Source organism: Anaerolineales bacterium (assembly GCA_037382465.1).
In the GTDB taxonomy this organism is placed as follows: Bacteria; Chloroflexota; Anaerolineae; order Anaerolineales; family E44-bin32; genus WVZH01.
The window spans coordinates 1-13569 of the sequence record JARRPX010000085.1; the positions used below are offsets into that span (position 1 = coordinate 1).

Genomic DNA, 13569 nt, shown 5'->3' on the forward strand with positions numbered 1-13569 from the left:
CGGTTTGATTGTACATGCCGCCGCCGCTTCCAGGACTTCCCGATGGAGGTTGAAGGCCGGCGTAGTTGTTGGCGAAGGTGATTTGGCTTTTCAGCGTGAGGTCTCCGTTCTGATTGTAGATCGCGCCGCCACTTTGCGCAGACTCGTTCAGTTCGAAAAGGGTGCTGGAAATATCGAAACGACCGTTCTCGATATAGATCGCACCGCCGTGGCTTGGCGCGGCGGAACCCTGGACCATGGCGGAGTTCTCCTGGAAGGTATTTCCGCCGAGGGTGAAACGGCCGTCTTCGGCGTAGATGGCCCCACCGTGCGAGCGAGATTCATTGTTGTGGAACTCCACGTTGTAGAAGGCGAACTGTGCTTCGGCGCTTTCGCTGTAGATCGCGCCGCCCTGCCAGGCGATGTTGCCGCGAAAGGTCGTGTGGTTGAGGGTCATGGGAATGCCGACGTCCCCGGCGTTGAAGATGGCGCCGCCCTGGGCGGCACGGTTGGTGAGGAAAAGCGTGTCCTGATCGGCGGTGACGGTGCCGCGGTTGAAGATCGCACCGCCGAAGGTTTGACTGAGATTGGCCTCCAGCGTGACCTGGTTCAAGGTGAGTCCGCCGCCGACGCTGCAGCAGCGCAGCGTTGCCGTTGATGCGCATGTTCGTGGTGATGATCGGAAGCGCGTTGTAGCCGTGTCCGCCGTCGTCGTTGTCCTCGGAGGTGAAGGTGTAGGTGCAGTTCGGATCGAGATTGATGACGGTGGTGTCGTTGTTTGCGTTGGCCGCATTGATGGCGAGGATCAGGTCGTTCTCACTGCAGGTGACGTTGATCACGGATGGTGGATTGCAGCCGGCAAGCAAGATGGTGATGAATTAGGCCGTGAATATCACAGCGCCGGATTTCATTTTTCTACACATGGCGAGTCCTCCCCTTTTGTAATCCGATTATTTGTCTAGAACCTGTTTTCAAGGGGTGTGCGTGGGGTGTGCGGATGATTCGTGGCCCCTCTTGCTTTCTGTAACGATTACTCCATGCAACTTGTGACACATTGATTGTACAACTTGAAGCTTGCGAATACGCCATTCTAATGCGGTCAACAACTCGTACGGCGGAAGGGGAAGTCATTGACAAACTTGATATTGCGTAGTATTCTAAAATTAGAATAATATAGTGATAGGATAATCGTGTGACAAACGCAGAACTGGCGATATTGAGTTTGATTTCGGAAAAACCCCGGCACGGCTACGAAATCGAGAGCGTGATCGAGGAACGCGGCATGCGCGAATGGACGGAGATCGGTTTCTCCTCGATCTATTACCTGCTCAAGAAACTGGAAGACGAAGGTTTGCTTGAGGGAGATCTGGAAGCGGCCGAGCGCGGCCCGGCGCGCAAGGTCTATCACATCACACGTGCGGGGCGGGATGTGCTGCACGCGGGCGTGTTGGAGTCGCTCTCGATTCCGCAGCACTGCTACAGTCCGCTGCAGCTGGGGCTGGCCAACATGCCGGGGATCGGGCAGGAGGAGGCGCTGCTATCGCTGCGCAAGTATCACCAGGCGCTGCAGGAGCGTTCGATGCACATACGCGAACGTCGGGACTCCCAGCGTCCGCTGCCCTACTTCGTGGAGGCGGTGTTCGAACATTCGCTGACGATGATCGAGGCCGAGCAGCAATGGATCGAAAAATTCACCCGGCAGGTGGAGACGGAGAGAGATGACCAAGATTGATTTCAAGAAGCAGATGAAAGACCTGTACAGCCCACCCCGGGGCAGGTTCTCCATCGTGGAAGTGCCGAGGATGAACTACATCATGATCGATGGCCGCGGCGACCCCAACACGGCGCCGGCCTATCAGCAGGCCGTCGAAGCGCTCTACGCCACGGCGTACAAACTCAAGTTCACGAGCAAGAAAGAGCTGGCTAAGGACTACGTCGTCCCGCCACTGGAAGGGTTGTGGGGATCGGAAGGGATGCAGGCAAAACTGGCTGCGGCACAAAATGCGGCGGATTGGCAGGCGATCTTCGCCGTTTCGGATCGGCATGAATGGCGGTGGACGATGATGATCATGCAGCCGGCCTGGATCACGGCAGAGATGGTCACACGAATCCGTGAACAAGTCGGAAAGGCGAAAGATCTCCCCGCACTGGAAAAGCTGCGTTTTGATTCGCTCGACGAGGGCCTTTCGGTTCAGGTATTACACGTAGGGCCGTACGCCGACGAGGGGCCCGTGCTGGCCGAAATGCACCTCGATTTCATCCCCAACAACGGTTACGTCGAAGGCGGGAAGCATCACGAAATCTATCTCAGCGACCCGCGCAAGACGGCACCGGAAAAACTCAAGACCGTGCTGCGGCAGCCGGTTAAGGAGAATAAATGTGTCGATGAATCCTTTGCAAGGTTTTAGATCCTTCGAAACCCATCACTGCGTTACCGGTTCGATGCTGCATGTTTATCACTTCAACAGCCATCCGTTGAGCGAGGACATGCTCCTAGGTATCGGTTCGGGGCTGGGATTCTTCTATTGGCATCAGAAGGGCATGATCCCCATGTTCCTCGGCCGCGGCAACGTGCATCGACCGGGTGTGGAGGGTCTGGAGATTACCACGGGAAGGCGCACCGGCGTCCGCGTGGAACGCTTCCACACCAGCAGCCGCAAGAAAGCCGATGAGGCGCTGTTGGATTCCATGCAGGCGTGCCAACCGCTCATGATTCACGTCGACATGGGCTTTCTGCCCTATTTCGATCTCCCGGATGGCTATCATTTTGGCCAGCACGTCGTGGTCGTGTGTGGCTATGATGCGGCGAGTGGGGACGTACTGCTTGCGGACCGCGATACCGCGCTGCATCCGGTTTCCATGGATGATTTAGCAGTGGCTCGCGGATCGACGTTCAAGCCCTTTCCACCCCAAAATACCTGGTACGGCTTCGATTTCAGTCAAAAAAGGCCGCCAAAACCTGAAGAAGTCCGGCAGGCGATCCGGGATGTGTGCGAGACGATGCTCGAAGGCCCGATTTCCAACATCGGGGTCAGAGGCATACGCAAGGCGGCAAAGATGGTGCGGAAATGGCCGGAGAAGTTGTCCAATGAAGAGTTGAACTGGGCGTGCTTCAACACCTACATCTTCATCGATGCCGAAGGCGGTTCGGGCGGCGGCATTTTTCGCTACATGTACGGCCGTTTTCTGAAGGAAGCGGCAGAGATCACGGGGCAGAAACGCCTGTCGGAGATCGACGATCCGGCCTCGGTGCTGCCGGAGACGACGGATCCGTTGCTGGACATCGCGGATGCGGAAGAATCCATCTGGCGCGAACTGGGTGATCTGTCCACCGTTTGACCGTTGATGCGCTGATCTGCATGACAGCGGATCATTTTCTTCTACCTCGATAAGTTGTAGGTCTCTGCTACAATAGCGGCGTGGGAACGCTGTACTTGGTCGCCACCCCCATCGGAAATCTCGCAGACATCACGCAGCGCGCGATCGACACGCTGCGAGACGTGCGCTGCATCGCTGCGGAAGACACGCGGCACACCGGTAAATTGCTCGGGCACTATCAAATCGATACCCCGTTGATCAGCTATCACGAGTACAGCAAACAAACCCGCATCGAGCGCGTCCTGAACGAACTCGCGGCGGGCGACGTGGCGCTGGTTTCCGACGCCGGAACGCCGGGACTTTCCGATCCGGGATACCGTCTTGTCCGCGCAGCTTTGGATGCGGGTCACGCGGTGACTCCGGTTCCCGGTCCCTCGGCGCCGATCGCTGCGCTGGTCGCCTCCGGACTGCCTACGGACTCCTACATTTTCCTGGGTTATTTGCCGCGTAAAATCTCCGAAAGACACAGCGTGCTGGAAAACCTGGCCGACGAACGCCGTACGTTGATCCTCTTCGAGGTGCCTCACCGCCTGCGACAGGCATTGGACGACATGATATCGATTTTCGGACCCCAACGTCCTGCGGCCGTATGCCGCGAGTTGACCAAGATGCACGAGGAGATCCTGCGCGGCTCGCTGCAGACGATACGTGCGCATTTCAGCGGAGTCGAACCGCGCGGTGAGTTCACGCTGGTGATCGGCGGCGCGCCGCAGGGAGAACGATGGACGAAGGACAAAGTCCAGGCCGAAGTGGTTCGGCGCATGGAACGGGGGAGCAGTCCATCGCAGGTGGCACGAGATATTGCCCTGGAATCCGGCTGGGCGCGGCGCGAAGTGTATCAGTTAATCATGGAGGAGAAATGAAACTGGACGATCTGCAACACATTCGATCTTGCGATCCCGAGGGGTTACTGACCACGATCGACTCCCTTCCGGATCAACTCCAGGAAGCATGGGAGCTGGGGCGTAAACTGCCGTTGGGAGACATTTCCGGTGTTCGGCGTATCATCATCGCCGGCATGGGAGGCTCGGCCATCGGCGGCGATTTGCTCGCCGCCTACGCTGCGCCGATGTGTGCAGTGCCCATCCAGGTTTGGCGCAATTACGATCTGCCCGCGTACGCCGACGGCCCGGAGACGCTGGTCGTCGCTTCATCTTTTTCGGGCAACACGGAAGAGACGAATTCGGCGCTGGAACGCGGCGTTGAAACGGGCGTCCAGCTTCTGGTCGTGACGACGGGTGGACGCTTGGCAGAACGAGCCGAATCTCTGGGTATTCCCCTCTGGCGGTTCGACCATCCTGGACCGCCGCGGGCGGTGGTAGGTTTCTCTTTTGGTCTGCTCCTGGCGGCGATCAGCCGTCTGGGATTGATCCCCGACCCGCAGGAGGACCTCATGGGGGCCGTGCAAGCCATGCAAGAGCAGCAATCCCGGCTGCGCGCTGAAGTTCCCGTCGTGGAAAACCCGGCGAAACGCCTGGCCGGGCAGTTGGTCGACCGTTGGCCGACGATCATCGCTGCGGATTTTCTGGCGCCGGTCGCGCGTCGCTGGCGAACGCAGATCGCCGAGCTGGCCAAGGCCGTGGCGCAGTTCGAGGTCCTGCCGGAAGGAGATCACAACATGGTGGCCGGCGTCGTGAATCCGGAGGCGTTGTTCGCTGAAACGATGATCGTTTTTCTGCGTGCGGCGCACAATCATCCCAGGAACCTGGCACGCATCGATGTAACCAGGGAAATCATGATGGTGGAGGGGTTCAACACCGACGTCGTCGAAGGCCACGGTGACTCTCCCCTGGCACAGCAATGGACGGCGCTGCACTTTGGAGATTACGTAAGCTATTATCTGGCCATGGCATACGGGGTCGATCCAACACCGGTGGATGCGATCGAGGATCTGAAGGCGCGGCTGAAGGAATTTCCCGCGTAGGAGGCGGCATGAGATCCCCTGTTTCAGGCATGCCGCGAGCCTTGCTCGGCGGCGCGGCCCTGTTTCTCGCCTTGGCGGCGTTGTTTCTACTCGCCACGCCGCGGGTCGTACAGATCGAGCCGCAAGACGGCAGCGGCGACGTCTCATCGAGGCGTGCGTTTCAAATTACGTTCACCCATGAGATGGACCACGCCTCCGTCGAATCTCGAATTTCCTTCATACCCGATGTGCCGGGCGACTTCACGTGGGAAGATCGGACCTTGACGTTCCAACCGCAGGCGGGCTGGCCCGAAGGCGCCAGGGTGACGCTGCGATTGAAATCCGGCGCCAGCGCCAGGATCCTTCTGCCGATGCTGCGCAGCTACACCTGGTCCTTTCAGATCACAAAAAGGCGAATTCTTTATCTGTGGCCCGAATCCGGTCCGGCGGATCTCTATCTCCGCCATCTGGAAGGTGAGGATGCGGAGCGCCTGACGCAGACCGAAGCGGGTATTCTCGATTACAGCCTGGATCCCGGCGGAGACACCGTAATCTACTCGACGATGCGCGCGGATGGTAACATCGAGCTGCGGGCGATTTCACTTTCGAGCGGGGAGGACCGCTTGCTGTATGCATGTCCACAAGGGGATCACTGTCAGGAAATTGCCCACGAACCCGATGGGCAGCGGATCGCTTTCGAGCGTTTCGGCTTCGTCTCCGGGCAAGGCGGGCAGCCGTTTCCGGGACCGAGCAGTGTATGGGTGCTGGATTTGGAATCCGGGGACGAAGCGCTGCCGGTCGGAGACTTGGACCACGCCAGATCCAATCCCGACTGGTCGACGACCGGCCGTTTGGCGTACTACGATGATACCTTGAAGGCGATCGCTCTCGTGGATGTCGAAAATGGTCTCGGGGAAAGCCCGTTCAACTTCATTCCCAACGATCTGGGGCTGAATGGCGCCTGGTCGCCGGACGGCCAGGATTTGATCTACGCGTCCATCGTCATCGTGGAGGGCGACTCGAGCGACGATTCGCAGGTGGACTTTTACAGCCACGTCTATCGTATGGACGTCGCTACGGGCAGCATTGCGGATCTGACGGGGGACGAAGCGGGGCAGGTGGAGGACGCCGCGCCGCTCTATTCCCCGGACGGAGAATGGATCGCCTTCACCCGCAAATACCTGGATAACGAGCGCTGGACTCTCGGCCGGCAGCTGTGGATCATGCGCGCGGACGGATCGGATCCCCGGCAATTGACCGCTGAGCCGAACTTGCACGTGTCTTCCGTCGTCTGGAGCCACGATACTCGGATGTTGACCTTCGTGCGCAAGAACCAGGCAAACCTCACGCAGCCGATCGAAATCTGGGTGATCGGAGTCGATGGGGAGGACGCGGAACTGCTGGTCGAAGGCGGCTACGCGCCGCAGTGGGTCCCGTAGTCCGTTTGCCGGCCCCGGGATTTCGGATTCCACATCACGATTTTTCGCGAAGGAGGAAAGCATGGCGGATGTAATCCGTCTACCCATTCAAACGAGTGATGGGCGCCCCTTGATGCACAAGTTCTACCGCCAGAAGGGGGAAGCGGATGGTCTGATCGTCCTTTTACCCGGGGGAAACTACGGTGTCGATGGGCCGATGTTGTACTACCTCAGCGAGATGCTGCAGGCATCCGGTTGGGATTCCTTCGCCGTGACCTACGGCTACCAGACGCGCATGGAAGAGCTGTCTCTGGAGACGATTCCCGGGTTGGTCGGCGAATGTATCGCTGCGGTCCAATACCTGCTCTCCGAGCGCAGCTATCCCCGTATCGGTTTTGCGGGAAAGTCGATCGGCGCCAGCGTCGCCGCCCACATCTGCCAGTTGGAACCCGGGCTCGAGGCGGCGCGCCTCGTCTTGTTCAATCCACCATTTGGGCATCCTTTTTTCGATGCTACTTTCATGGAGACCAGGCAGCCCGCTTTCCTGGCTACCGGAACGTCGGATCGTTTTTTCAACGAAGCGGCTATCGGTTATCTACGCGCTTCGCGGCTCTTCGAACTCTGCGTCGTCGAGGACGCCGATCACAGCATGGACGTGGTGGGAAATCTCGAGGCCTCCGTGGAAGCCGTCAAGGGAGTCGTCGCGAAAGCGGTGGCGTTCTTGACGCCGGAATGAGCGTGCGGTGATTCATTCGACTCCGTAAAGCAAGTGAGCGATTGTGATGAATGAAGTTCCCCGGCTGGTGACCTTGGCCAAGATGATCGATCATTCGCTGCTGCATCCGACTCTCACGGATGAAGCGATCGTAAAAGGCTGTGAGCTGGCAAAGGAGTACGACGTAGCCACGGCCTGTGTGAAACCGTACGCCGTTCGCATGGCGGCTGAGGTGCTGCATGGTTCGGATGTCGGTGTTTGCGGCGTGGCCGCATTTCCGCACGGCAACAGCACCACGTCGCTAAAAGTCCGGGAAGCGGATGAATCCGTCTTGGAAGGTGCGAGTGAGATCGACATGGTCGTGAACGTCGGCAAGGTCCTTGGAGAGGATTGGGACTACGTCGCCGGGGAGATCGACGCGGTTAACGAGGCCGTCACGGGACGAGGTGCGATCCTGAAGGTCATTTTCGAGAACGATTACCTCGAAGATGTACACATCCGCAGGTTGTGCGAGATATGCTCGCAGATCGGTGTGGCTTACGTCAAGACCTCGACCGGATACGGATTCGTGAAACAAGCCAACGGCATGTATGCGTATGCCGGCGCCACCGATCACGATCTGCGTCTCATGCGCAGGTGCAGTGACCCCGACGTAGGCGTAAAAGCGGCGGGCGGGGTGCGGACGTTGGACGACTTGCTCCGGGTCCGCAGTTTGGGCGTCACACGTATCGGCGCAACGGCGACCGTCGAGATTCTCGAAGAGGCAAAGCGGCGAGGTTTTCGATAGCGGGCCGTCGCCGGGCCGAACTCTGGTCGATGGATTTCAAAAGAGGGGATTTCCCATCAAGCGAGGCGCTCGATGGGTGATGCGCAGGCAGGGAAGGTGACATGAGTATTGCGAGGGACATCGAACTCAGGCACGACACGGGAAGGATAATTCTTCGCCCTCCACAAATGAAGGACGCCGAGTCGATTTATGAAGCGGTGCACGCATCCTTGAGCGAACTCATGCCCTGGATGGATTGGTGCTCTCCGGATTATTCGATCGATGACACATTGGAAAGGTTGGAAACACTTCCTCGTATATGGGACGATGGAGAAGCGTACGATTTCGCGATGGTCGATGCAGATCGCGGCCAACTCCTCGGTTTGTGTGCGCTCAGCCAGATCGTTCAACGCCATCGATTCGCCAATCTTGGCTATTGGGTTCGTTCCGACCGTACGGGTAAAGGCATCGCGACGGAAGCGGCGCAGCTCCTGACGCGGTTCGGCTTTCGAGTGGTTGGGCTGCAGCGTGTCGAAATCGTCGTCGGTGTGGAGAACTGGGCCAGCCGGCGGGTTGCCGAGAAGGCCGGCGCACTTTTCGAAGGGATCCTGCGTAAGCGTATCAAGATCGGCGATCGACATATCGATGCGGCCATGTATTCGCTCGTTCCCGATGATCTTCGATAGGGATGGAGGGAAACCGTGTCGATGAAACACATCCCTCCCGGGCTTACTCTGCTCCTGCTCGCCCCGATTCTGGGAGAACTCGTCTCCCGTCACCAAACGCCGTTGGCGTTCATCCAGCCCCTGAATTTTCTACTGCTCTCGCTTCCCTACGGTTTGGGTGCGTTGGTCTGCCGCGAGCTGACGGTTCGCTGGCACAAGGGGGGGTTCAGTTTGCTGCTGCTCGGTGCGGCTTACGGCATCTACGAGGAAGGCGTCGTGGTGCGTTCGTTGTTCAATCCCCGTTGGGATGAACTGGGGGCGCTGGCGCAGTACAATCACGTCGCCGGAGTAAACTGGACATGGTCGGCGATGGTGATCCATTTTCACACGCTGATCAGCATCGGCGCCAGCGTGATGCTGGCCGAGATACTGTATGCCGATCGACGACGGCAGCCATGGCTCGGCGATAAGGCACTGACCGCCTGCTTCCTGGGCTTGCTTTTGTGGGCTCCGCTGGGATGGTGGATGACTTCCTATCGGCCGCCAATGGGGTGGTACATCCTCGCCTGGATGGCCGTATTTGCCTTGGCCTGGATGGCGCATCGTTTGCCGGCGCTTCCACGTTCTCAATTTCGACGAACCGTCCCCCACCCGTTGGCCTTCTTTCTGCTCGGTTTGGTGAACATGACCATTTTCTTTTTCACGATTTTCCTCACCGCGGAGGCAGCCAGACCACCGTTGGTGGTAACGATGATGTTCCTGGTGCTGCTCGACGCCGCCACGCTGTGGTTGACCATGCGGTGGTCCAATTATGGCGCGGATTGGGACGACCGCCACCGGCTGGCTTTGATTGCAGGATTTCTGGGTTTTTTTATCTACTTCAGCGTCGATCAGGATCTTGCCGACTGGCAGGGATCGAGCGTGGTGGCTATGGCGACGGTCCTGGCACTGTGGCGTTTGAGACGTGATGTTGCCGCTCGGTTGAATTCGAAAGGCATCGATAAGCCCCAACCCGAAGCTGTATGATTCAGGGAAACCAATCTCAACACTCAGAAACCACTCTCCGAAGATGGTGCATGGATTGCGGTTTGATGGTGTAAGATGAGAGCGTATCCAGAGGAACCTTGAATTCGAAATGCGTTCAAAGGTCTCTCATGCGGCAGTCACATAGATCAAGTTCCAGGGATAAGACAGATGAGAGATCGAAAAAACCCTCGTATTTGGACGACCAAAACGTTCGACCGGTTGTCCCCATACTACGACAGATTCATGAAGCTCTTCTTCCCCATCGGCGAAACCGGGCGCGAGAAAATCGTGGAGAAACTGACCACCGGCACGCTTCTCGACGTGGCTTGCGGCACGGGGACGCTGCTGGCGATGGCCAGGGAAAAGGGGTTGAAGTGCTACGGCGTGGATCTTTCAGGGGGAATGCTCGCACAGGCGCAGCGGAAGGTGCCAAACGCCGAGTTCCAGCGGGGGAGTTTTTACCGTTTGCCGTACGCTGAGGGCAGCTTCGATCAAGTCGTTGCCACGAACGCCCTCAGTGGTGACGCGATCGATGCCGGGGAAGCGCTGCGCGAGATGGTACGGGTTTGTAAAACAGGGGGACGAATCTACATCGCTGAGTGGCCGAAAACGGATGATGAATCGATTACTGAGAAGATCGTGATTTGGCTCGCGAGTCTCAACGACGATGCTCCCCAAGACTATTTTGGAATGTTCCGTGAAATGGGGTATGAGCCGGAAGTCGATGCGCTTGATAAACGTTATCACATATTCGCCATTCGTAAGTGATTTCGAATCGAGCCATCAAGAAGCAACATGCCGATGCCGTAACCAAAGGGGGTCATCCTGCATTCGGGTTCAATGTGGATCTCGATTTCGGTATGCGGATAGAATTCCTGCAGCGATTTCAAAGAACCTTCGAGAGACGCGAACGTGTGTTTGCTTCAGGTTTCGAGAGCATGAGGAGGATTCTCGCATGAATACTGACAATGGATGGGTGAACAGTTTGATCGGGATCGCCGCAATCGGAGGCGTGATTACCGGCGTCGCCGGACTTCTCGCCGCCCTGGTGTCCGCCCTGGGTGGGGGTTGGATGGCCGCAGGCGTCTGTCTCATCGCTGCCGCTCTGGCGTTCGGCCTGTTGGCGGGCGCGTTGCTTGGAGGATCTTCAAGGCCAGAGAGGTGAAACCCAGAGCGCGGCCTGTGGCCGCGTCAATCTGCCGAAAAATCACCCAACTCCGGTTTGATGGCACGCAGCAGGTCATCCCGTTGGAGGATGATGCCCGCGTTGCGGATCCCGGCGCCGATGGAGATGGTTTCGTGATCCATGATCCTGCGGTCGGCGAGGATACGCAGGGGCGCGGGCAAACCGAAGGGCGAAACCGCGCCGGTTTCGTAGCCCGTAATCGTGCGCACCTCATCTGCTTCCGCGGTGGTGATGCGCGAAACCCCCAGGTGGTGGCGTAATTTCGGCCAATCGACTTTTCCCGGACCCGGCATGAGCACCATGACGTAGCGCTCGTCTTCGAGCCGAAACACCAGACTGCGCACGATTTGATCCGGCAGCAGCCCGCGCTCACTCGCCGCCTGTTCGAGCGAACGCAGCGGCCTGGTGTGCAGGTGCAGGCGGTGAGGGATATTGAGGGAATCCAGCGCGCAGGTGACGGGAGTTGTGGTCATCGGTTACCTATTATTCTATCGCAGCGACAATAAAAATCTCGAGACCTACTTTTAAGATATCTGCTATAATACGCCGGCCGCTCGGATCCAGCGGACCGAGACGGTAAAAGGTTGTTCTGCATCCCGCCCAGGTCCAGGCGGGCACGTACCCCGGACCGATGGGCATCTCACTCGAAGGAGGAGATAGCCGTGTCAAATTCATCCGATTCCCTAAAACGCAAGAAAGTCACCACGCGTACATTCCAGCAGAAAAAAGCGCGCGACGAGCCGATCAGCGTACTCACGGCCTACGATTACGCCACTGCGTTGGCCGTCGACTTGGCCGAGATCGATGCCATTCTTGTTGGTGACTCGCTAGGCATGGTAGTCCTGGGCTACGAAAACACCCTGCCGGTGACCATGGACGACATGCTGCATCACTGCAAAGCCGTGGCCAGGGGCGCCACGCATGCTCTGCTGATCGGCGATATGCCCTTCATGTCCTACCAGGTTTCCGTGGAAGAAGCGGTGCGCAACGCGGGCCGCTTCATCAAGGAAGCGGGCATGGATTCAGTGAAGCTGGAAGGTGGGCGCGAGCGAGTCCCGGCGATCGAGGCCATCGTTTCCGCGGGCATCCCTGTACAGGGACATCTCGGCCTCACGCCGCAGTCGGTGCATCAATTCGGCGGCTATCGTGCTCAGGGCAAATCGGCCCAGGCAGCCAAACGGCTGCTCGATGACGCCTTACTGCTGCAGGAGGCCGGCTGCTTCTCCATCGTCTTCGAAACGATTCCCGCGCGCCTGGGACGCTTGATCTCGAAGCGCTTGGAGATTCCCACCATTGGCATCGGGGCGGGCGCCGGCTGCGACGGACAGGTGCTGGTCTCGCACGACGTGCTGGGCCTCTTCGAGCGCTTCACTCCACGCTTCGTCAAGCAATACGCCGATTTTCACAGTGAAATGGTGAAAGCTTTCGCTGATTACAAAGCTGACGTCGAAAGCGGCCGCTTTCCGGCGGACGAGCACAGCATCGAAATGCCGGACGAAGAATGGGACGCGTTGACCGGGCTGCTCGATGATTGAGAGAAAGTATGCCGCCTGAGTCGATTTTGATCGCCGGGATCGGCGCATTGGCGTGCTACTTCGCCGCACGCCAGGCGCCGTATGCCGAAGTCACGCTGCTGGGAACCTGGCCGCAGGGGTTGGCGGCGCTCCAGGAGAACGGCGTGCAGCTGACGGCAGCGGACGGTGAAACACGCTCCTTCAAGGTGCGCGCTACGAACGATCCGGCAGACTGTGAAGGACATCGCAGCGCGTTGGTTCTTGTGAAGTCCTGGCAAACCGGGCGTGCGGCGGAGCAATTGGCTGCCTGTCTGGACGAGGACGGCGTGGCGTTGACGCTGCAGAACGGTTTGGGCAATTTCGAGATCCTGCAGCGCGTCCTGGGGGAACCGCGGGCGGCGCAAGGGGTGACGACCACAGGCGCAACGTTGTTGGGGCCGGGCCGCGTCCGGGAAGGTGGAGAGGGCGTGGTCCTCATCGCCGAACATCCGCGTTCGGCACCGCTGGTCGAATTGTTGGAGACGGCGGACTTCGAAGTTGAAATTGCCGCAGACATGGAAAGCGTACTCTGGGGGAAGATGGTCGTCAACGCGGCCATCAATCCGCTGACGGCGATCCTCGGCGTTCCCAACGGCGATTTGCTGGAGCAGCCGCACGCGCGCCGGCTGATGCAAGCCGCTGCCGCGGAGGTGGCTTGCGTGGCGCACGCTTGCGGCGTTACCTTGCCGTACAGCGATCCGGCCGAAGAAGTGGAACGCGTTGCAAGACAGACGGCACAAAACCGCTCCTCCATGCTGCAGGATGTCACCCGCGGCGCACCGACCGAGATCGACGCCATCAACGGCGCCGTCGTAGAGGCGGCTGAAGAAATTGGCTTGAAGGTACCAGTCACCGAAACGCTGTGGCATTTAGTCCACGCCTTGGTTTCGGTCAGCCGGAGAGATGCGTGATGAGAATCGTTGAGAGCATACAAGAGTTACGAAGTGCACGTGCGGAACTCGAATCGCCTTTGGGTTTCG

At 58.8% G+C, this 13569-nt stretch carries 17 protein-coding genes; 15 read left to right on the forward strand and 2 right to left on the reverse strand.

Going from position 1 to position 13569, the window contains the following annotated elements:
- Window positions 1-592 (reverse strand): hypothetical protein (locus P8Z34_15645; protein MEJ2552109.1); only part of this gene is annotated, 592 nt, incomplete at its 3' end.
- Between P8Z34_15645 and P8Z34_15650 the strand changes: the two genes are divergently transcribed.
- The 13 genes from P8Z34_15650 (at window position 579) to P8Z34_15710 (ending at window position 11015) form a co-directional block, all read left to right on the forward strand.
- Window positions 579-941: a hypothetical protein gene (locus P8Z34_15650; GenBank protein ID MEJ2552110.1), complete on the forward strand. Its 363-nt coding sequence runs from the start codon at window positions 579-581 to the stop codon at window positions 939-941. The two genes, P8Z34_15645 and P8Z34_15650, sit on opposite strands and share 14 nt — an antisense overlap.
- A 230-nt stretch (window positions 942-1171) precedes the next feature.
- Window positions 1172-1711 carry a PadR family transcriptional regulator gene (locus tag P8Z34_15655; GenBank protein ID MEJ2552111.1) on the forward strand — a complete coding sequence of 180 codons (540 nt, stop codon included), beginning with the start codon at window positions 1172-1174 and terminating at the stop codon, window positions 1709-1711.
- Window positions 1698-2387 (forward strand): GyrI-like domain-containing protein, encoded by a 690-nt coding sequence (locus tag P8Z34_15660; GenBank protein MEJ2552112.1) that lies wholly within the window; start codon window positions 1698-1700, stop codon window positions 2385-2387. Before P8Z34_15655 ends, P8Z34_15660 begins: the two co-directional genes overlap by 14 nt.
- Complete coding sequence (locus P8Z34_15665) at window positions 2365-3318, forward strand: BtrH N-terminal domain-containing protein (GenBank protein ID MEJ2552113.1); 954 nt, start codon at window positions 2365-2367, stop codon at window positions 3316-3318. The genes P8Z34_15660 and P8Z34_15665 overlap by 23 nt, the downstream gene beginning before the upstream one ends.
- 80 nt (window positions 3319-3398) lie before the next feature.
- Window positions 3399-4220, forward strand: coding sequence for a 16S rRNA (cytidine(1402)-2'-O)-methyltransferase (rsmI, locus tag P8Z34_15670; GenBank protein MEJ2552114.1), 822 nt, complete (start codon window positions 3399-3401; stop codon window positions 4218-4220).
- Complete coding sequence (locus P8Z34_15675; GenBank protein ID MEJ2552115.1) at window positions 4217-5281, forward strand: bifunctional phosphoglucose/phosphomannose isomerase; 1065 nt, start codon at window positions 4217-4219, stop codon at window positions 5279-5281. Before rsmI ends, P8Z34_15675 begins: the two co-directional genes overlap by 4 nt.
- Before the next feature lie 8 nt (window positions 5282-5289).
- Window positions 5290-6699 carry an Ig-like domain-containing protein gene (locus P8Z34_15680; GenBank protein MEJ2552116.1) on the forward strand — a complete coding sequence of 470 codons (1410 nt, stop codon included), beginning with the start codon at window positions 5290-5292 and terminating at the stop codon, window positions 6697-6699.
- A gap of 61 nt (window positions 6700-6760) precedes the next feature.
- Window positions 6761-7414 carry a hypothetical protein gene (locus P8Z34_15685; GenBank protein MEJ2552117.1) on the forward strand — a complete coding sequence of 218 codons (654 nt, stop codon included), beginning with the start codon at window positions 6761-6763 and terminating at the stop codon, window positions 7412-7414.
- A 46-nt stretch (window positions 7415-7460) separates the two neighbouring features.
- Window positions 7461-8180, forward strand: a complete 720-nt coding sequence (gene deoC / locus P8Z34_15690; protein ID MEJ2552118.1) for a deoxyribose-phosphate aldolase — start codon at window positions 7461-7463, stop codon at window positions 8178-8180.
- Between the two features lie 101 nt (window positions 8181-8281).
- A complete protein-coding gene (locus P8Z34_15695) occupies window positions 8282-8845 on the forward strand; it encodes a GNAT family protein (GenBank protein MEJ2552119.1) in 564 nt (187 codons plus the stop codon).
- A 15-nt stretch (window positions 8846-8860) separates the two neighbouring features.
- Window positions 8861-9850: a hypothetical protein gene (locus tag P8Z34_15700; protein ID MEJ2552120.1), complete on the forward strand. Its 990-nt coding sequence runs from the start codon at window positions 8861-8863 to the stop codon at window positions 9848-9850.
- Window positions 9851-10018: 168 nt separating this feature from the next.
- Window positions 10019-10618, forward strand: coding sequence for a class I SAM-dependent methyltransferase (locus tag P8Z34_15705; GenBank protein ID MEJ2552121.1), 600 nt, complete (start codon window positions 10019-10021; stop codon window positions 10616-10618).
- Window positions 10619-10805: 187 nt separating this feature from the next.
- Window positions 10806-11015 (forward strand): hypothetical protein, encoded by a 210-nt coding sequence (locus tag P8Z34_15710; GenBank protein MEJ2552122.1) that lies wholly within the window; start codon window positions 10806-10808, stop codon window positions 11013-11015.
- Window positions 11016-11041: 26 nt separating this feature from the next.
- On the opposite strand, the gene P8Z34_15715 is transcribed toward P8Z34_15710, so the two are convergent.
- Window positions 11042-11509 (reverse strand): YbaK/EbsC family protein, encoded by a 468-nt coding sequence (locus P8Z34_15715; protein MEJ2552123.1) that lies wholly within the window; start codon window positions 11507-11509, stop codon window positions 11042-11044.
- Between the two features lie 189 nt (window positions 11510-11698).
- Between P8Z34_15715 and panB the strand changes: the two genes are divergently transcribed.
- Window positions 11699-12571 carry a 3-methyl-2-oxobutanoate hydroxymethyltransferase gene (panB, locus tag P8Z34_15720; protein MEJ2552124.1) on the forward strand — a complete coding sequence of 291 codons (873 nt, stop codon included), beginning with the start codon at window positions 11699-11701 and terminating at the stop codon, window positions 12569-12571.
- Between the two features lie 8 nt (window positions 12572-12579).
- Window positions 12580-13500, forward strand: coding sequence for a 2-dehydropantoate 2-reductase (locus P8Z34_15725; protein MEJ2552125.1), 921 nt, complete (start codon window positions 12580-12582; stop codon window positions 13498-13500).
- Window positions 13501-13569 lie beyond the last annotated feature (69 nt).

What these genes read in the sequence shown, in the direction of transcription:
- P8Z34_15660 (MEJ2552112.1), top strand. Translation starts at nt 1,698, where the DNA reads ATGACCAAGATTGATTTCAAGAAGCAGATGAAAGACCTGTACAGCCCA.
- P8Z34_15665 (MEJ2552113.1), top strand. Translation starts at nt 2,365, where the DNA reads ATGAATCCTTTGCAAGGTTTTAGATCCTTCGAAACCCATCACTGCGTT.
- P8Z34_15675 (MEJ2552115.1), top strand. Translation starts at nt 4,217, where the DNA reads ATGAAACTGGACGATCTGCAACACATTCGATCTTGCGATCCCGAGGGG.
- P8Z34_15680 (MEJ2552116.1), top strand. Translation starts at nt 5,290, where the DNA reads ATGAGATCCCCTGTTTCAGGCATGCCGCGAGCCTTGCTCGGCGGCGCG.
- P8Z34_15685 (MEJ2552117.1), top strand. Translation starts at nt 6,761, where the DNA reads ATGGCGGATGTAATCCGTCTACCCATTCAAACGAGTGATGGGCGCCCC.
- deoC (MEJ2552118.1), top strand. Translation starts at nt 7,461, where the DNA reads ATGAATGAAGTTCCCCGGCTGGTGACCTTGGCCAAGATGATCGATCAT.
- P8Z34_15695 (MEJ2552119.1), top strand. Translation starts at nt 8,282, where the DNA reads ATGAGTATTGCGAGGGACATCGAACTCAGGCACGACACGGGAAGGATA.
- P8Z34_15705 (MEJ2552121.1), top strand. Translation starts at nt 10,019, where the DNA reads ATGAGAGATCGAAAAAACCCTCGTATTTGGACGACCAAAACGTTCGAC.
- P8Z34_15710 (MEJ2552122.1), top strand. Translation starts at nt 10,806, where the DNA reads ATGAATACTGACAATGGATGGGTGAACAGTTTGATCGGGATCGCCGCA.
- P8Z34_15715 (MEJ2552123.1), bottom strand. Translation starts at nt 11,509, where the DNA reads ATGACCACAACTCCCGTCACCTGCGCGCTGGATTCCCTCAATATCCCT.
- P8Z34_15725 (MEJ2552125.1), top strand. Translation starts at nt 12,580, where the DNA reads ATGCCGCCTGAGTCGATTTTGATCGCCGGGATCGGCGCATTGGCGTGC.